The organism is Nocardia sp. NPDC059236 (assembly GCF_042754085.1).
Taxonomy (GTDB): Bacteria; Actinomycetota; Actinomycetes; order Mycobacteriales; family Mycobacteriaceae; genus Nocardia.
Genome location: NZ_JBHZAF010000021.1, coordinates 95,017 through 119,175, shown reverse-complemented (window position 1 = coordinate 119,175; position 24,159 = coordinate 95,017). Strand labels below are relative to the sequence as shown.

The following is a 24,159-nucleotide window of genomic DNA, read 5'->3' as shown; positions in this document are numbered from 1 at the left end:
AGCACGAGAATTAGTTCGGATCGGCCCAAACCCTCAGTCGTGGAACCGTATTCCGGCCCGGCGCATGACATCCCGGCCAACGACGGGCAAGCTGGTCATCGACCCCGACCCGGGGCATAGCCTGATCTCGCAGCAAAGGATCGACATGAGTACAGAAGACCCGCGCCGCTGGCTGATCACCGGAGCGAACAGCGGTTTCGGCGCGGCCTTCACCCTGGCCGTGCTGGCCGCCGGGGACGAGGTGGTGGCCGCGGTGCGTCGCCCCGAGACCATGGCGGACGTGGTTGCCGCGCACCCGGACCGGGTGCAGGTGGTGACCCTCGACGTGCGCGACCCGGCCGCCGCCGAGCGGGCGGTGAAGGAGGCCGGGCGAATCGACGTCCTGGTCAACAATGCGGGCTACGGCATCGTCGGCGCGATCGAGGAGACCACCGAGGCCGATCTGCGGGACGCCATGGAGGTCATGTTCTTCGGCCCGCTGCGACTGACCCAGCTGGTCCTCCCCCAGATGCGCGAGCGCCACGCGGGCGCGATCGTCCAGCTGACCAGCATGGGCGGGTTCCTGTCCTTCGCGGGCGTGGGCGCCTACAGCGCCGCCAAGGGCGCGCTGGAGCTGGCCAGTGAAGCCCTTGCCGCCGAGGTGAATCCGCTCGGCATCCAGGTGCTGATCGTCGAACCCGGGGAATTCCGAACCGGTTTCGCCAAGCCCGCCGCCCTCACCATCGGTTCCGCCATCCCGGACTACGCCGGCACTGTGGGCGCCATCCGCGACGGCCTGCCCGCCTCCGACCAGCAGCAGCAGGGCGATCCCGGCAAGGCCGCGGCCGCCGTCCTCGCGGTGGTCGGCCAGGCGGACGCCCCGCTGCGCCTGGCCCTGGGCCCGGATGCGGTCGGCGCCATCCGCGGCAAGCTGGCCACCGTCGCCGCCGAGCTGGACGCCACCGCCCACCTGGGCCTGACCACCGGCTTCGACGAGGCCTGAGCCCGGATATGCGAACAGCCCGCCGATCGGTCGGCGGGCTGTTCGCGTGAGCGACGTATTACAGCGCGGCCAGCGATGCGCTTCCGGTGCTCATGGCGGCGACGATGTTGGCGAGTGCGGCGAGAATTTCCACGGGGTACCTCATCGGTTCGGGGAAGGGGGAACCCGCAGCCTGGGCGACCCAGATTACGAGCGAGCTATCAACAGGTGAACACAGTAGGGCCATCCGCTCAGAGTTGCTGTGTGTCTGTTGTGACCGAATTTGTGTAACGGCCGTCACAAGCCGCTGTTACGGTGACGCTACCGCCGTCGGGTCCGGGCGGTGGACGGCTCGTCAACGGAGGTGGTCCGCATGGCTTCGGTTCTGCATTCGGCTCGGCAGCGCATGGCGCACACCGGTGAGGCGCTCAAGGGCCTGAGGCGTTTGCGGGAGCTGGGGTTGAGCGATCCCACCGATCCGGTGGGGACGGTCCGATTGCTCAGGGACGCCAGGGTTTTCGGGCCGCCGGCGACCGCGGTACGGCGCGCGGCGCGCCTGTTCGGGGACCGGCCGGCCCTCGCGGACGAGCGGGGTGAGCTCACCTACCGGGAGCTGGACGAGCAGTCGAACGCGCTGGCGCGCGGATTGCAGCGCAACGGCGTCAAACCCGGAACCGTTGTGGGCGTGCTGGCCCGCGATCACCGGGGCCTGGTGCTGACCATGGCGGCGCTGGGCAAACTCGGCGCGCGGCTGGCGCTGATGAACACCGGATTCGCCAAACCGCAGTTCGCCCAGGTCTGCGAGCGCGAGAACGTGCGAGTCGTGTTGCACGACAGCGAATTCCTCGGCCTGCTCGACGCCCTGCCCGAGGACCTTCCGCGCGTACTGACCTGGGTCGACGAGGGCACCGAAATACCTTCCGGCACAAAAACTCTGGACGAGCTCATCGCGGCCAACGCACCGACGCCGCTGCCCGCGCCGAAGCAGCCGGGCGGCTTCATCATCCTCACCTCGGGCACCACCGGCCTGCCCAAGGGCGCCCCGCGCGAACGCACCGGACCACTGTCGACGGTGCAGATGGTGGACCGCATCGACTTTCCGCAGCAGGGCACGATGGTCATCGTCTCCCCCATCTTCCACTCCACCGGGTTCGCGACCTGGCTGACCGCGTGCGCCTTCGGCAACAAGGTGGTGATGGCGCGCCGCTTCGACGCCGAGCGGACGCTGCGCCTGATCGCCGAGCACCGCGCCGACATGCTGGTGGCGGTGCCGACCATGCTGCATCGAATGGTGGAGCTGGACAAGGAGATTCGCCAGCAGTACGACACCTCCTCGCTGACCGGGATCGTGCTCGCCGGTTCGGCGCTGTCGCCGGAGCTGTCGGTGCGCACGGCCGAGCTGTTCGGGCCGGTGCTCTACAACCTCTACGGCTCCACCGAATGCGCGATCGCCTCGGTCGCCCGGCCCGAGGATCTGGCCCTCGCGCCGGGGACGGCGGGACGAGCGCCGCTCACCTGCGAGGTGGCACTCTTCGACGACGACGGGCGGCGCGTCCTCGCCAAGAACGTGACGGGCCGAGTCTTCATCCGCTCGGGCTCGCCGTTCAAGGGCTACACCGACGGGCGGATGAAGGAGGTCGTCGACGGGTACATGTCCAGCGGCGACGTCGGGCACTTCGACGATCGCGGACTGCTGTTCATCGACGGCCGCGACGACGACATGATCGTCTCCGGCGGCGAGAACGTCTTCCCGCAGGAGGTCGAGAACCTGCTGCTGGAGCGCCCCGACGTGTTCGATGCGGCCGTGGTCGGCGTGGACGATGTCGAATTCGGTAAGCGCCTGCGCGCGTTCATCGTTCCCGAGCCCGGCGTGAAGCTCGCGCCCGAGGAGATCAAGACCTATGTGAAGGCCAATCTGGCCCGCTACAAGGTGCCGCGGGACGTCTTCTTCCTCGACGATCTGCCGCGCAATGCCACCGGCAAACTGCTGCGCCGGGTCCTCGTGGAGTACGAGCCACCCGTCGCGAGTCAGTAGGCGGCACAGCGCCGAGTCAGCAGGCGGCACAGCGCGGATGACGTCCGCGACACGGCGGCAATCCTGGGATCCCCACCACGAGCTGCGCGGTTTATTCGTAACCGCGAGTAACGGAGACCTCGGCCACACCCCGGCTGCCTGCGCTTGCTAGGGTTAGCACCGCACTGGATCTCGATGTTGCGGTCCGTCGGCCGACTCGTCCGGCGGGGGATCGCGGAAGGTTGTACCCATGTCACTTGCCCTTCCATCGGCTGGCACGGTTCTACGCAAGGCCGGCGATACGGCGCTCAGCGTCAATGCCATGGTCCGAGGGGGACTCTTCAATCCGCTGCGCCCCGATCACGCGGTGCGCTCGGCGCTCAATGTGCTGAAGTTCGGTCCGTTCGCGGGCGCGGTCGTGCACGCGGCCAACACCAATCCCAAGTCCGCGGCCATTGTCGACGAGCGCGGTGAGCTGACCTTCGAGCAGCTCGACCAGCAGTCCAATGCCTTCGCGCGCGGCCTCGCCGCCCAGGGCCTGGGCCCCGGCGATGTGATCGGGGTACTGGCCCGCGACCACCGCGGCATGGTGCTGAGCCTGGTCGCCGCCGGCAAGCTGGGCGTGCGCGCGGTGCTGATGAACACCGGCTTCGCCAAGCCGCAGTTCACCGATGTGGCCGCCCGCGAGAACGTCAAGGCGGTGCTGCACGACAGCGAGTTCTTCGATCTGATGTCGGCCATTCCGGCCGAGATTCCGCGCATCCTGACCTGGGTCGACGAGCAGGACAATGCCGACCCGTCGATTCCGACCATCGAGTCGGTGGCGGCCGGGCAGTCCACCGCGCCGCTGGCCCCGCCGGAGAAGCCGGGCGGCATGGTCATCCTGACCTCGGGCACCACCGGCACCCCCAAGGGCGCACCGCGTGACAAGGTCAGCCCGTTCATCACGGCCCAGTTCCTGGATCGAATCCCGTTGCCGCGCAACAGCACCGTGGTGATGGCCGCCCCGATCTTCCACGCCACCGGCCTGTCGCAGTTCACGCTGTCGATCGCGCTGGGCAACCGGGTGGTGTTCCAGCAGCGCCGCTTCGATCCCGAGGGCACGCTGGCCAATATCAAGAAGTTCCGCGCGCAGGGTCTGACCGTGGTCCCGACCATGCTGCAGCGCATCCTGGACCTGCCGGAAGAGACGCTGGCGAAGTACAACCCGGCGGAGACCCTGAAGGTCGTCTTCGCCGCCGGCTCGGCCATCCCGCCGGACGTCGTCACCCGCACCCTCGACTACTTCGGCGAGACCCTCTACAACGTGTACGGCTCCACCGAGTGCGCGGTCATGACCGTGGCCACCCCGTCGGAACTGCGCAAGGCCCCGACCACCGCGGGCAAGGCGCCCGTCGGCATTCGCGTCGCGCTCTACGACGAGAACCGCAAGCGCATCTCCGCGCCCAACGTGACCGGCACGATCTTCATCGAGAACGGGCACTCCTTCAAGGAGTACACCGACGGCCGCACCAAGGAGTACGTGGACGGCCTCATGTCCTCCGGCGACGTCGGCCACTTCGACACCGACGGGCTGCTGTTCATCGACGGCCGTGACGACGACATGATCGTCTCCGGCGGCGAGAACGTCTTCCCGCAAGAGGTCGAGAACCTGCTGTCCAACCGCCACGACATCCTGGAGGCGGCGGTGGTCGGCGTCGACGACCGCGACTTCGGAAAGCGCCTGCGCGCCATCGTGGTTCCGGGGCCCGACTCCAAGCGGGACGTCCAGGAGATCAAGGACTACGTGAAGGAGAACCTGGCGCGCTACAAGGTGCCGCGCGAGGTGATCTTCCTCGACGAGCTGCCGCGGAATGCCACCGGGAAGCTGCTGCGCAAGCCGCTGATCGAGATGGAAGTCACGGAGAATTAGCCAAAACCGTTCGCACCCCGCCGGTTAACGGCAGGGTACGGGCAGGGGCGAGATCAGGCCTGGCTATTATCAGCGCGTGAACATCGAATCCGGCCGCTCTACAGCGCATTCCCGCAGCGATGCTGCGGTATTGCGCGGTGGGGCGGCCGGTTCGGTATCCGGGGCGCTCGCAGTGGCCGCGCACGGCTGGATCTCGGGGGCCGCACCCCTGGAGTCCGGTCCGCTGACGCTGCTGGTCGCCGCCTCGGCCGCGGTCGGCGCGGTGGTGGCGAGCGTGCACACGCTGCGCACCACGGCGCTCGGGCTGGTGGTCGCGCTGATCGGCGGGCAATTCCTGGGTCACTTCAGCATGATGTGGGGCTCGCCGGGCAGCATGCACCATCACCACCACAATGCCTCGATGTGGAGTCCGGCCATGCTGGCCGCGCACATCGTGGCAGCGTGCGCGGCGGCCGTCGTAATTCTCGGTGCGGAGGCGGCCTATCGGATCGGCACCACGGTGCTGTCCTGGGCGCTGCCGCTACCTATTTCACTACCGGTGCTCACCGGGCCGCCGCTGCTGCCCATCGCGCACCGGGATCTCGTCGTGCTGCGTATCTTCGCGGCCGACGTCTTCCGCACTCGCGGACCACCCGCGCTCGTTCGAGGCTGATTCCCTTCTTTTCACACCCGGGCACACGGACTTTCGCGTCCGTGTGACTTCGCTGTACGCCCGCGTCCGTCGCGGTGGCGTCATGCGCGTCCGGGCATCCCCATGACCGCTGTGCGCACGCGGTGGCAGTCGCGTGCGCACCATGAGGGGGTCATGGTGCGCCCTGACATGCGTCGCCTCGACGTGTTCGCTCCCCGTACCGCGTGTCCCCGGGTGTTCCCTCGAACCCGAAAGATCGCTGGTGACAATCACTGACAGCGGTGTCGATACGACACCGCCGCCCTCCCATACCCGGACGACGGAGCCGCCGCCGTCCGGCCGGCCCCCGAAACGTGGTGCGGGCAATGCCTTTCAGGCGCTCATGCTGCGACTGCACTTCTACGCCGGCGTCTTCGTGGCGCCGTTCATCCTGATCGCGGCCGTGACCGGTGCGCTGTACGCGATCTCGCCGACGTTGGAGAATGTCACCTCCAGCGGCCTGCTGCACACCGATTCGACCGGCCCGGCCAAGCCGTTGCGGGAGCAGGTCGCCGCCGGGCAGACGGCCGAGCCGAACCTGGCGCTGGTGGCGGTGGCCCCGGGACAGCACGCCGGGGAGACCACGCGCGTGCTCTTCAGCGATCCGTCGCTGGGCGAATCCGAGCGCCGCGCGGTGTTCGTCGACCCGGTGACCGCCCAGCCGGTGGGCGACAGCGTCGTCTACGGCAGCTCGGGCGCGCTGCCCATGCGCACCTGGATCGACCAGCTGCACAAGGATCTGCACCTGGGCGCGTTCGGCCGCTACTACAGCGAGATCGCGGCCTCCTGGCTGTGGCTGGTGGCGCTGGCCGGGCTGGTGCTCTGGTACCGGCGGGTGCGGGCGCGGCGCGAGAAGCGGTCGCCCGGTTGGCTACTGCGGCCGGATCGGTCGCGGCCGCGGGCCCGGACACTGAATTGGCATGCGGTGGTGGGTGTCTGGATCCTGCCGGTGCTCCTGCTGCTGTCGGTCACCGGTATGACCTGGTCGAAGTACGCGGGTGAGAACGTGACCCAGCTGCGGCAGGCGATGAGCTGGACCACGCCCGCGGTGAGCGCCAAGCTGCCCGGGTCGACCGGTCCGGCCATGTCCGCGGGCGGCGAACATGATCACCACGGTGGCGGTGCGGCCGCGGCCATGCCTCCCGCCGACAAGGCGGCACTGGTCGACACCGTGTACGGCGTCGCCCGGGCCAACGGCCTGACCGGGCCCTTGGAGATCAGCATTCCGGCCAAGGACGGCACGGCCTTCGTGGCGCAGGAGCTGCGCCGGCCCGGCCAGTACACCCGCGATGCCATCGCGGTGGACGGCGCGACCGGCAATGTCACCGACAAGCTGCCGTACTCCGACTGGCCGCTCATGGCCAAGCTCACCAACTGGGGCATCCAGTTCCACATGGGCCTGATGTTCGGCCTGGCCAATCAGCTGTTGCTGCTGGTCATCATGGCCGGGCTGGTCACCGTGATCGTGCGCGGCTACCTCATGTGGTGGCGGCGCCGCCCGACCAAGGAGCCGAGGCTCGCCGCGGGCAAGGCCCCGCGCCGGGCACTGGCGCAGACCCCGCTGATCGTCCTGGCGCCGTTGGCAGCGGCCGCCGCGGTGGTCGGCTGGTTCACGCCCATGATCGGCATTCCGCTGCTGGGCTTCCTGGTGATCGACGTGCTGGTGGGTGTGGGAGCCCGCCTGTGCGCCACCGCCTAGTCCACGAAAACCGCTGAGCGACACGGCCTCCAGGCCGTGCCGCCGGCCGGTCACATCCTTTCGCGGCTCACGCACATAGAAGAGCCGCGCCATCCGTGCGGACCCTGACCCGCACTGACGAAAGACGAAACCTGATGAAGCTCAACAAGTTCGCCGTGTCCGCCGCCCTCGTGACGACCGCGCTCGGGGTCACCGCCGGAACCGTGAACGCCGCACCCGCCCAGTCCGACGCGGGTGTCGTCAGCTACAGCGCCACCACCGGCGAGAGGGACCTGACCATCCGCACCGATGCCGGGTCGCTGGTGGTGGACAACGGCGTACTGGAGATCAAGGCCGCCGACGGAACCACGGTCGCGGGCACCGAATTGTCGTTCCGGGTGGACGATTTCGTCTTCCCGATCGCCGCCGACATCCACGACCACGTCGCCACGCTCACCCCGCAGTTCGACGCCGCCCACGCGGTCTACCAGCCGGTCGCCCTCCCCTTCGAGAACAGCGCCCCCTGGAAGTCGGACTACGAGCGTGAACAGGCCGCCTGGAACCGCATGAGCAGCACCCTCTCCATGGGCGCCACCGTCGGCACCCTGGCCGGCGGCCTCGGCGGCGCGGCTCTCGGCTGCCTGCTCGGCGCCGTCGGAGCCGCCGGCCTGGTCACCCTCGGCTCCGCAGGCGTCCTCGCCGCCATGTTCGTCCCGCTCCTCGGCGCAGCCGGCACTGGCTGCCTCATCGGCGCAGGCGCCGTCGGCTTCGTCGGCACCATCGCCGGCCAGCTCTTCGTAACCGCCCCGGTAGCCATCGCCGCCGCAGTCCAGTACTTCACAACCATCACCCAGCCCTCGATCACACCCGCTAAGTAACCCGAAACCGTTGCCGCCGACCGATCCACCGACTCCACGATCGGCCGGCGGCACCGTGGTTACGATCGAAAACGGGTGTCCCGCCACCATTTACACCGACCCGGACGGCAGCAGCACACCAACGGTCTCTGTTCACTGCTGCCATACCGGCGAACTGACCGAGGCCGGGCGAATAACCCACACGCACTGCAGTTTCGCGGCCTCGGCGAACAGCGCGTTGCTCGGCGGAGGGTTACCGCTCGAGTCCGGCCGCACGTGGATCCAGTTACGGCGGACAGCCTCTGACGACGACTTGGAGGTGCAGCGCGGGTCAGGGAAGGCGGTGGGCGCCGGCGGAGGGGGTCACCGCGTAGTCGTGGGGTGGGGGGAATCCCTTGGTGGCGAAGGATTCTCGGATGGCGGTGACGATGTTGGGGGTGTCGTCGCGGTCGGCGAGGGCGAGGATGCTGCCGCCGAAGCCGGCGCCGGTCATGCGGGCGCCGTGGGCGCCGGCGGCGAGAGCCGCGTCGACGGCGGTGTTCAAGGGTGGGGCGGAGACTTCGAAGTCGTCGCGGAGGGATTGGTGGGCGGCGGTGAGGAGGGGGGCTATGGTGCGGGGGTCGGCGCCGGTGCGCAATTGTTCGGCTATTTGCAGGACACGGGCGTTTTCGGTGATCACGTGGCGGGCGCGGCGGCGGAGGAGGGGGTCGGTGAGCCGGTCGGCTTCGGCGGCGAAGGGGATGTCGCGGAGGGTGGGGGCGTCCAGTTGGGCTGCGGCGTCGGCACATTCGGCGCGGCGGGCGGCGTAGTCGCTGTCCACCAGGCGGTGGGGGGTGCCGGTGTCGATGATGAGCAGCGTCAGGCCGAAGGTGGCCAGGTCGAAGGGGATCTGCTCGGTGGCTCCGGTGCGGGTGTCGAGGAAGAGCAGGTGGCCCGCGGTGCAGAGGAGAGAAGCGGACTGGTCGAGGGTGCCGGTGGGGACGCCGGCGTAGACGTTCTCGGCGGTGCGGGCGATGTCGATGAGCTCGGTGTCGGTGGTGGCGGGGGCAAAGAGGTCCCGCAGGGCGATGGCGACCGAGCAGGACAGGGCGGCGGAAGAAGAAAGGCCTGCGCCGATGGGGACCGTGCCGTCGAGGTCGAGGTGGACGCCGCGCACCTCGTGGCCGCGGCGCTCGAATTCGCGGATGACGCCGAGCGGGTAGCGCGACCAGGCGGGGAATTCGGACCAGCCGCCGGTGGCGAGGGCGGCAGTGGTGGTGTCGACGGGGTCACCGGGCGCCTGCCGGGATCTCAGCCGCACCACACCACCCGGTCCGGCCGCCGCGGTGCAGGTCACACCCAGTGGCAGGGCCATCGGCAGCACGTAGCCGTCGTTGTAATCGGTGTGCTCGCCGATGAGATTCACCCGGCCCGGGGCCCACCAGCGTCCCGCCGTCGTTTCCACTTCCGGCTCCTGTTCACAGGTTCGCGCAGGCCGTACGGTTCGATTCGCTGGGGAGCATAACGAGTCTCGCGGAAAGTGATCCTGCGGGTTCGCCGAACTCCGCTCCGGAGCGGCCGTTTTCATGTCATGATCGGTTCGGTTGCCCAGATAGTGGCAGCGCCTTTTCTCTACCGGGCACTCTGTCACTGCTGCGCGGGACCTATGCTCGTACCGCAACACTCGGTTGATGATCGGCGGTGTCTTTTCGAGTACTGCTCGGACAAGGGGGGCTGGTGGGAACGGACGCACAACCGGCCGAACGGTCTGGTCCGCGCTTCAAAATCTGCTGGCGCACCGTGCTGTTCATCGGTGGCGTGCTCATTCTCGGCCTGCCCATGGTGGTCAATACCCGCGCGGTGACCCTGGGCACCCTGTTCGTGTCGGTGGCCATCAGCCTCACCATGATCGGGCTCGGTGTCCGCAGGTACCACCCCCGCCACCCCCTGCCCTGGTATCTGCTCTCGGCGTCCGCCGTGCAATTCGCCATCGGCACCGGGCTGCGCCACATCTCCGAATCGCAGCGCCACCCCTTCGACGATCTCTTCACCCTCAGCGGTTACTGCTGCGTCGGCGTGGCCGCGGTGCTGTGGCTGCGCCCGCGGCAGAACAGCACCGATCACGATCTGCTGCTGGACTCCGGGCTGATCGGCCTGGGCGCGCTGCTGCTGTCGTGGACATTCCTCATCTCACCGGTGCTGCATATGACGCACCACACCTACTTCACCACCATCACCTCGGTCGCGGATCCGATCGTGGACGCCCTGCTGCTCACCGTGATCGTGCACTCGGTGGTCACCTCCGCGCGCTCGGAAACCTCGCTGCGGCTGGTGCACCTCGCCATGCTGGTGATCCTGGCCGGTGACCTGGCCTACAACCTGGAGACCGCGGGCTCGGCGGTCTTCGGCCGCCAGATCCAGCTGCTGCCACTGCAACTGGGCTTCACGCTGATCGGCGCGGCCGCCCTGCACCCGAGCATGGTGGTCCTCGGCGAACCACGCGACATCCATCCGCACCGGTCCCGGCAGCGGGCCAGCATCATCGCCATCGTCATGATCGTGGCCTCGCTGGTGCCGGTGGTGGGCTCCAGCCTCGACACACTCGACCGCGTGGTGGTGTCCTCGCTCTTCGCCCTACTACTAGCGGGCGTACTACTACGCAGCGAACGCGCCATCGAACGCAGCGCCCGCAGCGAACGGCGCGCGCAGTATCAGGCAGACCACGACATGCTCACCGGACTCCTGAACCGCGCCGCCCTGCTGCGGGCGCTGCATCGTAATCGGGAGCGTTGGGCCGGACAGCCTTTGGCCCTGCTGTTCATCGACCTGGACGGCTTCAAGCGGGTCAACGACAACTACGGCCATGCGGTGGGCGACGAGCTCATCGCCAATGCCGCCGCCCGCATCCGCCGTGTGATCCGCCGCGATGACGCGGCCGCCCGCTACGGCGGTGATGAATTCGTGGTGCTCGCCCCGCTCGCGCAGCAGCAGGCCCGCCAGCTGGCGGAGCGGCTACTCGCCACCCTGGGAGAACCGTTCGAGCTGAGCGCGGCCGAGGTGCGAATAGCGGCCAGTATCGGAATCGCCTGCACCAAGCCACGAGAGACCGAGACCACCGTCTACGAGCTACTGCGCGAGGCGGATTCGGCCATGTACCACGCCAAGGAATGCTCCCTCGGCTACATCTTCCACGACGACCTGCGCCGCAGCCGTCCCGAATCCGGTCCTCGCACCTGGCAGCGCGAATCCGCGGTGTGAACCGGAAGCGGCCCAGCCCCACACGAAAAGGGTTGGGCCACCGGTCCTCGCGCCGCAGTTACCCGCGTGGAATCTCGTCAGGCCAGGTCTTCGAGTAGCCGACGGGCCGATTCGAGTTCGGCCTGCAGCTGCGCGACCTTGGCCTGCTGGGCGGCGCGGACCGACTCGTGGATGGAGTCGACGACCTCGGCGAATTCGGGGTGGAGAATCTTGGCTGCCTGGGCCACAGCGGAACTCGTGACCGGCAGGCCCTTGATGGTGCGCTTCTTGCCGTTCACGACATCCAGGGTCCACTCCCCCTCGGCGGTGCCGCTGAGGGTGACCGTCACCTCGGGAGCCTTCGGCTTCTTCGCGGCGGCGCTGTTGGCGGCATTGCGTGCCGGACGCGACGCGGCGGGCTTGGCCTTGGCCTCGGGCGCGGATTCCGCAGCCGGCTGCGGGGTCTCGACCTTGGCTTCCGGAGCGGGCGAAGCGCTCGGCACGCTGGCCGGCATCGTCACGGGAGACGACATCGTCACGGTGGGTTCCTTCCTGGTTGCCGTTTTCGGTTGAGCTCCGGCCGGTTTGGCCGGGTTCTGCCGGGCCGGTTTGGTCAGGGTCACCTCGGTGGGACCGAAGGACAGCACATCCTTCGAGCCCGTCGGCTTCACCTGCAGGAAATCCCCCTCGGACGGATCCCCGAGGGACATCACCTTTCCGGAACGGCCTTCCGGGACGCCGACCGCCACCGCGGTGAACCACACCATCGGTGGCCGGCCCGCGTCGATTTCCGCGGCGATCTGCCGAATTTCGGTATCCGACAAGGGCTGTGGCTTGGTACGGGTCGACATGGGGCACTCCGGGCGGACGGGGCGGACATCTGCGTGCCAAGAGCATGCACCATGGCACCGACAAATCCACATCCGGAGAACGCACATGGTCACCGCCCGAGAGCCAGTGAACCATCAGCTATTCCTACTGGTGCGGCCCACAGAGCATGGCCGGCGCTGGTGATCCTAAGCGTCCGCCCCTGTCCCCGCGCAACTTTCGAGGCAGCGCGACCGCCCGGCCGCCCGATTCGCGAGCATCGGTCAGAGTTGCTCGACCCCGCGCAGCACACACCGGACGGTCTGTGGCCGCGACACCGGATTCAGCCGCGTCTCCGTGGTGAAGTCCTGCGTCGAGCCCGGCGCCACCAGCACCTCGGTGCGTGTCCGTTCCAGATCGGTGGATTCCGGCGACATGAAACTGATCACCACCAGATACCGGTGCTCCACCACATCCCGATTGCTCACCACCGCCGTCGCCTGCCAGCCCGCCGAGGTCCCCGCGCAGGCGGTGACGAAGGCGCTGCGCTGCATCTCGCCCGAGTCGCTGGCGGCCATCTCGCTGTTCGCCTGGTGTGCGTGCGCGGCATCGGTGTGGCCGGCGTGGGCGCATCCGGTCAGCAGCGCCGCACATCCCGAGACGACACCGACGAGACCTCGGCCGGGGGTGATCATGAATCTCCCATTCCACCGCGCACTTCCGCCCCCGCACTCCTGTTGCGGCTGATTAGCCGCGCGCCGAGAGTACCCCAGCTCGACCGCGTGTCGTCACATGACGGCATAAGCGTGTCGCGCCCGGAAACCGGCCGTACGCTCGCCTTTCGCGCGCCCGCGCGGACCTGCCTACGATCGATCGGGTGAAGGTTCTCGGAGCATGCCCACTCGACTGCCCGGACGCCTGCTCCTGGGTGGTGGACGTGCAGGACGGCCGGGCGACCGGCCTGCGCGGCAACCGCGAGCACCCGGTCACCCGGGGCGCGCTGTGCGTGAAGGTGAACCGCTACCTCGACCAGGTCCACTCCCCCGAGCGCCTCACCCGGCCACTGCGCCGGGTCGGCCGCAAGGGCGAGGGCCGCTTCGAACCGATCACCTGGGACGAGGCGCTCGACGAGATCGCCACCCGGCTCACCGGCATCCTCGCCGAGTACGGCGGCGAGGCCGTCTGGCCCTTCCACGGCACCGGCAGCCTCGGCTACATCCAAGGACTGGAGGGCTTCTCCGGCCGGCGGTTCTTCAATGCGCTCGGCGCCTCCCTGCACGACCCGACCATCTGCTCCGTCGCGGGCAGCACAGGGCTGAAATACACCCTGGGCACCGCGGGCGGCATGGACCCGGAGCAGCTGGCGCAGTCGCGGCTGATCCTGCTGTGGGGCACCAATCCGCTCAGCTCCGGCCATCATGTCTGGAAGTTCATCCAGGACAGCGGCGCGTACACGGTGGCCATCGACCCGGTGCGCACCCGCACCGCCGAACGCTGTGACGAACACCTCGCCCCGCTGCCCGGCACCGACGCGGCGCTGGCGCTGGGGCTCATGCACGTCATCGTCGGGCTGGGCGCCGAGGACACCGAGTTCCTGGAAACCCGCACCGAGGGCTGGCCCGAATTCCGCGAGCGCATAGCGCAGTACCCGCCGGAGCGGGTCGCCGAGATCACCGGGCTGCCGGTGGAACGCATCGTGGCTCTGGGCGAACGCATCGCCCGCACCCGGCCCACGGCCATTCGCGCCTCGCAGGGAATGCAGCGGCACGCGGGCGGCGGGATGGCGCTGCGCACCCTGGCCTGCCTGCCCGGTGTCACCGGCGACTGGGCGATTCCCGGTGGCGGACTGCACTATTCGACCAGCGGGCACTTCCGGCTCGACACCCCCGCGCTGATGCGATTCGATCTGCTGCCGCATCCGGTGCGGACGCTGTCCATGACCCGCATGGGCGAGGTGCTGCTGGACACCGACGGACCGCCGGTCAAGGCACTGTTCGTGATCGCGGCGAATCCGGTGGGCTCCAATCCCGATCAGCGCCGGGTGATCGAGGGCCTGTCGCGCGAGGATCTGTTCACCGTTGTCCTGGAACACTTTCCGACCGACACGGTCGACTACGCCGATATCGTCCTCCCGGCCACCATGCAGCCCGAGCACCTCGATGTGCTGGCCGCGTACGGCAATCTCTATCTGGTCTGGAACGAACCGGCCGTGACCCCGCCCGGTGAATGCCTGCCCACCACCGAGACCTTCCGCCGATTGGCCCGGCGCCTGGGGCTGACCGAACCGGCGCTGTACGAGTCGGATGAGGACCTGGCGAACCAGCTGTTGAAACAGTACGACGTCGACCGGCTGCGCGCCGACGGCTTCCTGAAGATCGATCCGCGCCCGGTGCCCGTGGACAAGCTCCGGTTCGTGTCGGACCGCGCGGCGCGGGCCGGCCACGATCCGCTGGCCGGGTACACCCCGCCCGCCGATCCGGGCGACGGACTGGTGCTGATCTCCGCGGCGTCGCACTACTTCCTGAACACCAGCTTCGGCGTCGATCCCGAATTACGCAGGCGCGCAGGCGAACCGACCGTCACGATGCATCCCGGGGACGCGGCGGCGCGCGGCATCGCGGACGGCGATCCAGTCACCGTCCACAACGATCGCGGCTCCTTCGAGGCCGTCGCCGAGGTCTCCGACCGGGTCCGGCCCGGCGTCGCCGCGACCACGAAGGGCCGCTGGGCCAAGCACTCCGGCGGTGCGACGGTGAATGCGACGGTCGCGGAACGTGATTCGGACTTCGGCGGCGGCGCGGTGTTCCACGACAACCGGGTATCGATCACCCCGCGCCGCTGACTACGCCCGTCAGGAGGTGGCGTCGAGGGTCTCCAGAACCCGCCGCGCCTGGTAGTTCGCGCCGAGCTGGTTGGGGTGGAACGGCACCGCGAGCCCGACCGGGCTGCCCGAGAACGGCAGCAGCCCCTCCACCCAGCGGGTGCCGACGGGCTGACAGGCGTCGTGCCCGGAGCTGCCGTCGTAGGTGTCGACGAACTCGACTCCGGTCTCGGCGGCCACCCGCCCGAGCATGTCGTGCAGTTCGATCAGCTTCTGCCCCAGCCAGATGGCGTCGGCGTCGGAGATGGGGATCTCCGGCCAGCAGCCGCCGTCGAGGCCGATGCCCTCGAAGTAGTCGAGCAGCAGGATGCGGGCGTGCGGGGCGCGCTCGCGAATGCCGGCGATGGTGGCGGCCACCCGGGGTTCGGTGCGGGCGATGTTCTGCGACATCCGGTCGACGCCTCCCACCACCATCTCGTTCAGGCAGGGGCTGACGGCCGGGTCGGGGGTGATGCAGTCGGTGACGGTGGCCGCGAGATCCGCGTCATTGCCGCCGATTTCGAGGGTGACCAGGTCGGTGTTCTCGGTCAGCCGGTCGAACTGCGGCGCGTTGTCGCCGAGCGCGGTGTGCTGCGGCCGGGTCATGTCGGCGGTGACCGCGCCGCCGCAGGTGGCGTCACGGAACACCGGTACGGCCAGGGCCGCGGCGACCTGCTTGGCGTAATTGTGGACGCTCTGTACGCACGGCGCCGGGGTGAAGGCGGTGGTGAGCTGGCTCAGGGTGGCGTCGGCGGCCCAGGAATCGCCCAGGGCCACATACTCGTTGACGGCTGCGCCGGTGTCGGGGGTGGCGGGTTCGGCCTGGGCGGTGGCGGTGGGCACGAGAGCGGCGAGGGCGGCCACGGTCAGCAGTGCACGCGAGGTCTTCATGTCTGTTCTCCCCTGAACCAGCCCAATACCGAATGTTGGACTGTATTCAGTCGGAAACCTAACAGCTGCGGAACCGCGGCGCGCGGCGAATTGAAACAATCCTCGGTCGCAACCACTCCCGGCCCTGGCTCAGACCCGATCCACCGACTCCCAGCGCTCCCGCTCGGGCGACTCCACCCGCTCGTAGCCCAGCAGGACATCGTGGGCGACCTCGCCGTCCGCGACCGTGACCCGGCTGAACGCCGCCGGATATCCCCGGGCCATCACGGTGTAGCGCCCCTCCGCCAGATCCGGCACGGCGTAGCGGCCGGTGTCGTCCGTGCGGGTCACGGCGATCAGATCGCCGGCCTCGTCCAGCACCGTGATCTGGGCATCGGGCACGCCGTGCCCGCGATCGTTGCAGGCCGATCCGGCCAGCACCGCGCGCGGCGCCAATTCGATGTCGTGGCGCAGCATTCCGCTGTCCGGCACGGTCAGGGTGACCGCGGAGGGACGCATGTGATCGGCCACCGCCACCAACGTGTAGGTGCCGGCCAGCACGCCACGGCAGATGAAATCGCCCTCCGGGGTGGTGACCGTCGAGCCGACCACGTCGCCGAACGCGTCGGTGAGGGTGATGGTCGCATCGCCCAGTGGCGCACCGCGTCCCAGCGACCGCACCACGCCCGACACCTCACCGGATCCGAGCAGGGCCACATCCAGGCGGTGTGGGCGGCTGCCGACCGAAACGGTCACCGCGGCGGGCTGATAACCGAACGCGGACACGATCAGCACGTAGCCGCCCGCCCGCGGGACACCGATGACATAGCCGCCGTCGGATTCGCCGACGGCTCGTGAAACCTGGCGTCCGCGTTGGTCGATGAGGGTGAGCACTGCGTCGGGCACCGACTGCCCGTCCTCGCGGTGCACGCACCCCGACACCGACAGCCCGAACGGCTCGACGAAATGGAACTCCGGCTCGAGTTCCGGCTCAGGCTCCGGCTCCGGCTCGAGTTCGGGTTCCGGCTCGGCGATCTCCTCCACGACCGGCGTCGGAACATCCTGCAGTGGAATCTCTTTCATGAACATGAGCACGAACGCCGCCACCACCGCCACCGCGGCCGCCACGACGAACACCCCGCCCATGGCGTGGGTGAATCCGGTCAGGATGGGTACGCGCAGCTGGTCCGGCAGGGCCGCGATGCCGCTGGTGTTGCTCTGGATCCGGCCCAGCTGCCCAGCGTCGAATCCCGGCGGCAGCTGTCCGCCGAAGGCCGCCAGGATCTTGCGCGGCAGCAGGTTGAACAGGATGGTCAGGAAGACCGCGACGCCGAGCGTGCCGCCCATCTGCCGGAAGAAGGTGGCCGATGCGGTGGACACACCCATATCCGAACGCGGCCCGGCGTTCTGCGCCGCGATGATGAGCGTCTGCATGCACCCGCCGAGGCCGAAACCGATGATGCCGCAGTACAGCAGCGGCTGCCACAGCGGGCTGTCGTACTGCACCAGCGCGAACAGCACCGACCCGGCGCCGATCACCAGCGAACCGAGGATCGGCAGCACCTTGTAGCGCCCCGTGAATTTGGTGATGAGCCCGGACAATTGCGCGCCCAGCATGATGCCCAACACCAGCGGCAGCATGAAGAGCCCGGAACGCGTGGGCGAATATCCGCGCACCACCTGGAAGTACAGCGGCACCAGCACGATCGCGCCGAACATGGCGACACCGACGATGAACCCATCGAGGATGGCGATGCTGAAGGTGCGATTCGTGAACAGCCGCAGCGGAATCAGCGCGCTGTCCTTCATGAGGAATTCGACGATCAGGAACAGCACCAGCCCGGCCGCCGCGATGCCGTAGCAGAGCAGCGCACGATGGGAGCCCCAGCCCCAGTCCCGGCCCTGCTGGGCGACGATGAGCAGTGGAACCGTGCCCGCCGCAAGGGTTATCGCCCCGAGCCAGTCGGTGCGGTGGCGGTGCCGGGCGAAGGGCACGTCCAGCACCTTGCCGACCACCAGCAGCGCCAGCACCCCGATCGGCACGTTCACCAGGAACACCCAACGCCAGCCCGCGAGCCCGAGAATGTGGTCGGCATTGGAGAAGAAGCCGCCCAGTACCGGTCCCAGCACCGTGGCGATGCCGAAGACCATCATGAAATAGCCCTGGTACCTGACCCTTTCGCGGGGCGGCACGATATCGCAGATGATGGTGAAGGCCAGCGACATGAGCCCGCCCGCGCCGACGCCCTGCAGCGCACGGAATCCCGCGAGCTGGTACATGGAGGTGGCGAAGGTGCAGCACACCGAGCCGATCACGAAGATGCCGATGGCGATGAGGTAGCAGGGTTTTCGGCCGTAGATGTCGGCGAGCTTGCCGTAGAGCGGCGTCGAGATGGTGGCGGTGATGAGGTAGGCCGTGGTGGCCCAGGCCTGTTTGTCGAAGCCGTGCAGGCTGTTGGCGATGCGGACGATCGCCACGCTCACGATGTTCTGGTCCAGCGCCGCCAGGAAGACGCCCAGCAGCAGGCCGGACAGGATGGTCATGATCTGACGATGCGACAGCGTTCTCTCGATCGGCGCTGCCCGGTCGCTCGGTGCCGGGGCGGCCGGGGCGACCCGGACCGGCGCCGCCACCCGTGCCGGGGTGGACACCGATGTCTGGGTGGAGATGTTGGTCATGTTTGGGGCCCTTGTCGGATTTCGGCTGTCCGTGCGTGCGGTGCTACTCGAAAAGACCTCGCCATGAAGCAATTCGGGCAGCTTACTCCCGCCGATCGGGGCCCCTCACACGAGGTGGTGGTTACGCCTCCGTTTGCGCGTAGAGCGGAATACCGGTGTGGAAGAAGCGAATGAGCCGCCCGATGCGCACACAGTGGTCGGCCCCGCGCTCGAAGTGGTGGGCCAGCAGCGCGATATCGATGGCCATGGCCGACCCGTGCGGCCAGCCGTCATCTGCCGCCAGCTCCACCAGCCGGCCGCGCAGCCGCTCCAGGTTCTCGTCGCGCGGCACCAGGGCGCGATCGCGCGGCGGATTCTGTGCCGCAATCACTTTGCCCGCCAGATCGGTGAGATCGGTGACCGCGGCGGACATTTCCGCGAGCAGGTCGAGGACGTGCTGCGGGGCCACCGCATTCGGGTAGCGGCGCACCACCACATCGGCCACCCGGCTCAGGGCGCGGCTGACCGCCAGCAGGTCGTCGGCGATCTGCATGGCCGTCACCACCTGGCGCAGGTCGCGGGCCACCGGCGCCTCCAGGGCGAGCAGAATGACCGACCGGTCTTCACATTTCGCGTGCTCGATCTCCACCTGCTCTTCGAGCGCGAACACCTCGTAGGCGGCGGTCAGGTCGCTGCCGAGGAGCGCCGCCGCGGCCCGTTCGGAAGCCTCATGCGTCAGTCGCGCCATATGCGCGAGCTCATCGGTCAGCGCTATCAGCTCGCTGGAGAATTTCGTGCGCACTCGCATATCTTGGCCGCCCACCCGCATGCCTGCACACTATCGCGGCAAAACCTTTATCCCCGAATGGCTCTCGGTTCGCTTCCCGAGACAAGAACCGACCGCCCAGTCGGGCGTGCGGCGGCTCCATGGCTACTGCCCGGCTGCGGGGCCGTTATCGGTGCGGTGCAGTACCCAGGTGCCGCGGCCCGCGGCTTTGGCGCGGTACAGGCCGACATCGGCTTCGTCCAACAGCTTTTCGGCATTCGCGCCGGCAACCGGAGTGACAACGGCGCCGATGCTGGCCGAAATCGACAGCAGATCGCCGGGACCGACCGGAACCGGGTCTCGCAGCGTCGCAAGCATGGTCTCGGCGGCCGCGTGGGCCGTGTCGTCGTCGCAGGGCGGTGCGAGCAGCGCGACGAACTCGTCTCCGCCGATGCGGGCCGGCGTGACCGTCGGCGAGGTCAGGGTCGCGTCGAGCCTGCGGCCGACCTCGGCCAGCACGCTGTCTCCCGCGTGGTGGCCGTAGCGATCGTTGATCTTCTTGAACGCGTCGAGATCGAGGAAGCACAAACCGATGTGATCGCCGGGACGGGCCGCCGCCACAATGGCCTCCAACTGCTCGAGCAGGCAATGGCGATTCGGCAGACCCGTCAACGGGTCGTGACGGGCCTCCCACCACAGTTTCTGCTGCATGGCCCGCCGTTCGGTGATGTCCTCCCCGACGGCGAGCACGCGCACGTCACGTCCGTCCGCGTCATGCACCAGCGTCATCGTCCAGGCGCCCCAGCAGACGCTGCCGTCGGGGCGACAGAAGCGGCCTTCCAGGTGCGCGGTGCCGCTTCTGCGCTTGAGCAGACCGACGACCACGTGCCGGAGCTTGTCGCGGTCGTCGGGGTGCATCAGGTCCAGCGCGGACACCCCCGGCAGGTCCTCCTGGTTCATCCCGACCATCCGTGCCGTCGTGGCATTGGCCTCGAGCGTGATGCCGTAGTCGTCGTAGAGCGCGATAGCCACCGCGGCGTTGTCGAACACCACGCGGAAGCGTTGCTCGGCAGCCTCCTGGCTGCGGGCGTGGACGTCCAGCAGCTCGGTGGTGTAGCCGCGGCCCAGCTCGCCCAGGAGCGCGCCGAACCGCTGTGCTCGATCCGGCCGCCGTGACCGCTCCAGCAAACCCGCCAGCACCGCCGCGGTCGGGGTCATCATGGCGGGGACCGTCAGGTTCGACCGGACCATCTCGACCCCGACGCGGCAGGCGGGCGACGGGTCGAACGACTCGGCCGACAAGGCAGCTTCCAGCGTGACGATCCATCTCGTCGTCAACTGGCGGATGTCGGGCGGCACAGATGTCGGCACGCCACCGCAATCGACCAGGGCCGCCGACCATTCCCGCGCCATCTCGGCAACCTCACGACTGTCCATCCGTGAGGACCTTCCTCCATCGCCGGACCATGGAGGTCCAGCACTTCCCTCCCCACTCGCTAACAATGAGCATACGAAAGAACCGCTGTGCCCGTGTCGGTGCAGGCCGACCGAGCTAGGCCGGCGCGGGCTCGGCCGCGGGCCGCACCCGGGCCCGGGCGGTGCCGAGGATCGAGCCCAGGATCACCAGCGGGAAGCCGATCGCCATGCCCGCGGTGAGGGGCTCGTCCAGCAGCGAGACGCCGATCAGCAGTGCCACCGCGGGATTGATGTAGGTGATGACGGTGGCGCGCGACGGGCCGACCTCGCCGATCAGGGCGAAGAAGACCACGAAGGCCAGCGCGGTGCAGATCAGGCCCAGGCCCACCACCGACCAGCTCGCTCCGGCCGGAAAGCGAGAAGGCACCCGCCACAGCGCGAACGGCAGATAGATGGCGGCGGCGAAGATCAGCGACCCGGTCACCACGCCGATCGGCGGCAACTCGGCCAGCTTGCGGTCGATGATGATCGGGCCCAGCGCATAGCCGATGACACTCACGCCGATGGCCGCCAGCGCACCCAGATTCGAGACGTCGATATCCAGACCGACCAGGGCGGTCACGCCTGCGAAGCCGATCACCAGGCCGAGAATGCGCCGCGGGTCGAGGCGTTCGTGCCCGAGGCGGGTGGTGAGCACGATGGCGATCAGGGGCACCGCCGCGATCAGCAGGCCCACCGTCGAGCTGGTCAGCCTGGTCTCGGCGCGCCCGATGAGCAGCCACGGACCGGTGATCTCGACGATCGTGTACACCAGCACCCAGCGCCAGTGCCGCAGCGCCGGCCGCAGCACCCGGGTGGACAGCGCGATGGGCAACAGCACCAGCGCACCGAGGAGGGTCCGCCCGAAGGCCACGAACACCGGATCGAAATCCCGCACCGCGACCCGGATCATGGCGTACGGCACACCCCAGATCACACCCATACCCAGGAACAGCAGCCAGCCGCGCTTGCTCACCGCCCGACCCCACAACCTCGTCGCACAACACGCTCCTTCCGAATCCCCGGGAGCGTAAGCCACGCCGCCGACACGCTGAATCGGTCGTCCGAACGCCATGGGCGTCCGAACTATTTCGGTCGCTACAAAACTTTCCCAGCGAGAAACATTGCCCACTGGGCACATTTTGCGCATACTGGAGTCATGCCGGACGAACAGACCCTCGGTCTCCGCGAACGCAAGAAGCTCGACACCCGGAAAGCCTTGAGCGACGCGGCACTTCAGCTCATGTTCGAGCGCGGCCTGGAGAACGTGGTGCGCGAGGACATCGCCGCCCGCGCGGGAGTGTCCGTGCGCACCTTCAACAACTACTTCTCCGGCAAGTACGACGCGCTCGCCTACCGGCAGCTGGCCCGAATCAGCAGCGCCGTCGAGATTCTGCGCGCCCGTCCGGCGAACGAGCCGCTGTGGGAGTCGCTCACGGCGGCACTGCTCGAGCCACTCGAGGCGGAACACGCCGAGTCGCCCGGGTATCTGCCCTCGCCCACGGAGCTCGCCGAGGTCCGGAAACTGGTGGCCGCCCCCGAGACTCGGGCCCTGCTGTCCAAGGGCGTCGAAGACAACCTGATCATCGCCATCGCCGAACGCACCGGCACCGACCCGGAACTCGATCTGTACCCGCGGCTGGTGGCCGGGGCGGCCGGCGCCGCGCTGCAGGCCGCCTTCGAGGCCTATGTGCGCACGGCGCCGACCGTCCCCGTCACCCATCTGCTCCGCCAGGCCCTGTCCGCGCTCGCGGCGGGCCTGCCGCAACCACCGGCATAGCAGCGCCGCTTTCGCCGGTTTCTCCAAATACCCTCAACGACAAGAGGTTTATTTGCCATGCCCGAAAACACCGTCGACATCGTCATTGCCGGAGCCGGGCCGAACGGCCTGATGCTCGCCTGCGAACTCGCACTCGCCGGCCTCCGCCCGATCGTGCTGGATCGGCTCCCCGCACCCAGCCCCGAACCGAAGGCCAACGGCCTGGCCGGGCAGGTGGTCCGGGTCCTCGACATGCGGGGGCTGTACGGCGCGTTCAGCGGCAGTCCGGCCGCACCGGCCCCGGCGCCGCGCTACATCTTCGGCGGCCTGCCCCTGGATCTCACTGCCGTACAACCGAATCCGGTGCACCTCGTCTTCAAGCCGCAACCGGAGATGGTGGAGATCCTCACCAAGCGCGCCATCGACCTCGGCGTGGACCTGCGCTGGGGACACGAGCTGACCGGCATCGAACCCGCCGGCGACCAGGTCACGGTCACGGTGTCCGCGCCCGACGGGCCCTACCCGCTGACCGCCCGCTTCCTGGTCGGGGCGGACGGCGGAAAGAGCTTGGTGCGCAAGCGGATCGGGATCGAGTTCCCGGGCATCACCTCCGACGGTCATGTCAGCCGGGTCGGCCATGCCACCCTGCCCGACGAGTTCCGTTCCGGCGACGGCGCCATCGAGATTCCCGGGGTGGGCCGGTTCGGACTCGGCCATCACCGGCTCGAACGCGGCATCTTCATCTATGCCGAACTCGATCCGGGACGGCCGATCATCGGAACCATGGAATTCCAAGGCGGCGAGCAGTTTTCCGATGACGAACCCCTGACGTTCGCGGAACTGCGCGAGAGCGTCGAACGCGTTCTCGGCGCCCCGCTGCCCATCACGCCGCCGCCCGGCCCGGGTCCGCACACGCTGCGCCGCACGATCGGCCAGAACACCCGGGTGGCGCAGCACTACCGGCGGGGCGCCGTCCTGCTGCTCGGCGATGCCGCACACGTGCATTCGGCGATGGGCGGGCCCGGGCTGAACCTCGGCCTGCAGGACACCGTCAACCTCGGATGGAAGCTCGCGGCCGAAATCCGGGGCTGGGCACCCGAGGGCCTGCTCGACACCTACGAGTCCGAGCGCCACCCGGTGGCCGAGCGCGTGGTGATGTACTCGCTCTCGCAGGCGGCTCTGGTCTCCCCCGGTCCGGAAATCACCGCTCTCCGAGAGCTTTTCGGCGAACTGCTGCGGCTCCCGGCGGCGGCCGCCCATATCGCCGGGCTGCTGGCGGGCTCGGACATCCGCTACGACGTCGGCGACGATCATCGGCTGTCCGGCTACTTCTTCCCCGACTGCGCCCTCGAAACAGCCGGCGGCCCAACCCGGATCGCCGAACTCCTGCGCGACGCCCGGCCCCTCCTGCTGACCTTCGACGCCGCCCTCGATCCGGTCGCCGCCGCGGCGGGCTGGACCGACCGCGTCACGCCCCTCACCGCCACCGCCACCGACGCACCCGCCGCGGCGCTGCTGATCCGCCCGGACGGCTATGTGGCCTGGGCGGCCGACGACGTCACCCCGGCAGCTCGGGAGAGCCTCCGGAACGCGCTGCACCGATGGTTCGGCGCACCCACTCCCGACGGCGCGGCCGGATAGGGGGTCACACGGGCTCGATCAGGCATCGCCGCCGA

Annotated in this window: 18 protein-coding genes; 10 read left to right on the top strand and 8 right to left on the bottom strand. The window is 68.8% G+C overall.

Annotated elements, in window-relative coordinates; genetic code table 11:
* Window positions 1-145: 145 nt before the first annotated feature.
* The 6 genes from ACFXIV_RS38390 to ACFXIV_RS38365 all read left to right on the top strand — a co-directional run bounded on the left by ACFXIV_RS38390 (window position 146) and on the right by ACFXIV_RS38365 (window position 8,113).
* Window positions 146-982 carry an SDR family NAD(P)-dependent oxidoreductase gene (locus ACFXIV_RS38390; protein ID WP_379401757.1) on the top strand — a complete coding sequence of 279 codons (837 nt, stop codon included), beginning with the start codon at window positions 146-148 and terminating at the stop codon, window positions 980-982.
* A 352-nt stretch (window positions 983-1,334) separates the two neighbouring features.
* On the top strand, window positions 1,335-2,996 hold the full coding sequence (locus ACFXIV_RS38385) for an acyl-CoA synthetase (protein ID WP_379401758.1): 1,662 nt from the start codon (window positions 1,335-1,337) through the stop codon (window positions 2,994-2,996).
* Window positions 2,997-3,225: 229 nt separating this feature from the next.
* Entirely contained in the window at window positions 3,226-4,887 is a 1,662-nt protein-coding gene (locus tag ACFXIV_RS38380; RefSeq protein ID WP_379401759.1) for an acyl-CoA synthetase, read from the top strand.
* A gap of 76 nt (window positions 4,888-4,963) precedes the next feature.
* The gene (locus tag ACFXIV_RS38375; protein ID WP_379401760.1) at window positions 4,964-5,539 is read left to right on the top strand and encodes a hypothetical protein; all 576 of its coding nucleotides are present in this window, start codon (window positions 4,964-4,966) and stop codon (window positions 5,537-5,539) included.
* Between the two features lie 241 nt (window positions 5,540-5,780).
* Window positions 5,781-7,256, top strand: a complete 1,476-nt coding sequence (locus tag ACFXIV_RS38370; protein WP_379401761.1) for a PepSY-associated TM helix domain-containing protein — start codon at window positions 5,781-5,783, stop codon at window positions 7,254-7,256.
* Window positions 7,257-7,390: 134 nt separating this feature from the next.
* On the top strand, window positions 7,391-8,113 hold the full coding sequence (locus tag ACFXIV_RS38365; protein ID WP_379401762.1) for a hypothetical protein: 723 nt from the start codon (window positions 7,391-7,393) through the stop codon (window positions 8,111-8,113).
* Window positions 8,114-8,423: 310 nt separating this feature from the next.
* Here ACFXIV_RS38365 and galK read toward each other — a convergent pair whose 3' ends face one another.
* Window positions 8,424-9,536 (bottom strand): galactokinase, encoded by a 1,113-nt coding sequence (galK, locus tag ACFXIV_RS38360; RefSeq protein WP_379401763.1) that lies wholly within the window; start codon window positions 9,534-9,536, stop codon window positions 8,424-8,426.
* Between the two features lie 272 nt (window positions 9,537-9,808).
* Here galK and ACFXIV_RS38355 point away from each other — a divergent pair, with 272 nt between their 5' ends.
* Entirely contained in the window at window positions 9,809-11,329 is a 1,521-nt protein-coding gene (locus ACFXIV_RS38355) for a diguanylate cyclase domain-containing protein (RefSeq protein WP_379401764.1), read from the top strand.
* 77 nt (window positions 11,330-11,406) lie between these two features.
* On the opposite strand, the gene ACFXIV_RS38350 is transcribed toward ACFXIV_RS38355, so the two are convergent.
* Window positions 11,407-12,159, bottom strand: a complete 753-nt coding sequence (locus ACFXIV_RS38350; protein WP_379401765.1) for a DUF6319 family protein — start codon at window positions 12,157-12,159, stop codon at window positions 11,407-11,409.
* Window positions 12,160-12,399: 240 nt separating this feature from the next.
* Window positions 12,400-12,810, bottom strand: a complete 411-nt coding sequence (locus ACFXIV_RS38345) for a hypothetical protein (protein ID WP_379401766.1) — start codon at window positions 12,808-12,810, stop codon at window positions 12,400-12,402.
* Between the two features lie 182 nt (window positions 12,811-12,992).
* On the opposite strand from ACFXIV_RS38345, the gene ACFXIV_RS38340 reads away from it, so the two are divergent.
* Window positions 12,993-14,957 carry a molybdopterin-dependent oxidoreductase gene (locus ACFXIV_RS38340; protein WP_379401767.1) on the top strand — a complete coding sequence of 655 codons (1,965 nt, stop codon included), beginning with the start codon at window positions 12,993-12,995 and terminating at the stop codon, window positions 14,955-14,957.
* A 9-nt stretch (window positions 14,958-14,966) separates the two neighbouring features.
* Here ACFXIV_RS38340 and ACFXIV_RS38335 read toward each other — a convergent pair whose 3' ends face one another.
* From ACFXIV_RS38335 to ACFXIV_RS38315, 5 genes are all read right to left on the bottom strand, one after another.
* Complete coding sequence (locus ACFXIV_RS38335) at window positions 14,967-15,866, bottom strand: SGNH/GDSL hydrolase family protein (RefSeq protein WP_379401768.1); 900 nt, start codon at window positions 15,864-15,866, stop codon at window positions 14,967-14,969.
* A gap of 129 nt (window positions 15,867-15,995) precedes the next feature.
* A complete protein-coding gene (locus ACFXIV_RS38330) occupies window positions 15,996-18,524 on the bottom strand; it encodes an MFS transporter (RefSeq protein ID WP_379401769.1) in 2,529 nt (842 codons plus the stop codon).
* A 121-nt stretch (window positions 18,525-18,645) separates the two neighbouring features.
* Window positions 18,646-19,305 (bottom strand): phosphate uptake regulator PhoU, encoded by a 660-nt coding sequence (locus ACFXIV_RS38325; protein WP_379401770.1) that lies wholly within the window; start codon window positions 19,303-19,305, stop codon window positions 18,646-18,648.
* A gap of 129 nt (window positions 19,306-19,434) precedes the next feature.
* Complete coding sequence (locus tag ACFXIV_RS38320) at window positions 19,435-20,628, bottom strand: diguanylate cyclase domain-containing protein (protein ID WP_379421402.1); 1,194 nt, start codon at window positions 20,626-20,628, stop codon at window positions 19,435-19,437.
* A 193-nt stretch (window positions 20,629-20,821) separates the two neighbouring features.
* Window positions 20,822-21,700 (bottom strand): DMT family transporter, encoded by an 879-nt coding sequence (locus ACFXIV_RS38315; protein ID WP_379401772.1) that lies wholly within the window; start codon window positions 21,698-21,700, stop codon window positions 20,822-20,824.
* Window positions 21,701-21,883: 183 nt separating this feature from the next.
* On the opposite strand from ACFXIV_RS38315, the gene ACFXIV_RS38310 reads away from it, so the two are divergent.
* On the top strand, window positions 21,884-22,504 hold the full coding sequence (locus tag ACFXIV_RS38310; RefSeq protein ID WP_379401773.1) for a TetR/AcrR family transcriptional regulator: 621 nt from the start codon (window positions 21,884-21,886) through the stop codon (window positions 22,502-22,504).
* A gap of 57 nt (window positions 22,505-22,561) precedes the next feature.
* On the top strand, window positions 22,562-24,124 hold the full coding sequence (locus ACFXIV_RS38305) for an FAD-dependent monooxygenase (protein ID WP_379401775.1): 1,563 nt from the start codon (window positions 22,562-22,564) through the stop codon (window positions 24,122-24,124).
* Window positions 24,125-24,159: the final 35 nt, after the last annotated feature.

Coding starts and splice junctions, on each gene's coding strand:
- ACFXIV_RS38390 (WP_379401757.1), top strand. CDS start 146: ATGAGTACAGAAGACCCGCGCCGCTGGCTGATCACCGGAGCGAACAGC.
- ACFXIV_RS38385 (WP_379401758.1), top strand. CDS start 1,335: ATGGCTTCGGTTCTGCATTCGGCTCGGCAGCGCATGGCGCACACCGGT.
- ACFXIV_RS38380 (WP_379401759.1), top strand. CDS start 3,226: ATGTCACTTGCCCTTCCATCGGCTGGCACGGTTCTACGCAAGGCCGGC.
- ACFXIV_RS38365 (WP_379401762.1), top strand. CDS start 7,391: ATGAAGCTCAACAAGTTCGCCGTGTCCGCCGCCCTCGTGACGACCGCG.
- ACFXIV_RS38350 (WP_379401765.1), bottom strand. CDS start 12,159: ATGTCGACCCGTACCAAGCCACAGCCCTTGTCGGATACCGAAATTCGG.
- ACFXIV_RS38345 (WP_379401766.1), bottom strand. CDS start 12,810: ATGATCACCCCCGGCCGAGGTCTCGTCGGTGTCGTCTCGGGATGTGCG.
- ACFXIV_RS38335 (WP_379401768.1), bottom strand. CDS start 15,866: ATGAAGACCTCGCGTGCACTGCTGACCGTGGCCGCCCTCGCCGCTCTC.
- ACFXIV_RS38330 (WP_379401769.1), bottom strand. CDS start 18,524: ATGACCAACATCTCCACCCAGACATCGGTGTCCACCCCGGCACGGGTG.
- ACFXIV_RS38310 (WP_379401773.1), top strand. CDS start 21,884: ATGCCGGACGAACAGACCCTCGGTCTCCGCGAACGCAAGAAGCTCGAC.
- ACFXIV_RS38305 (WP_379401775.1), top strand. CDS start 22,562: ATGCCCGAAAACACCGTCGACATCGTCATTGCCGGAGCCGGGCCGAAC.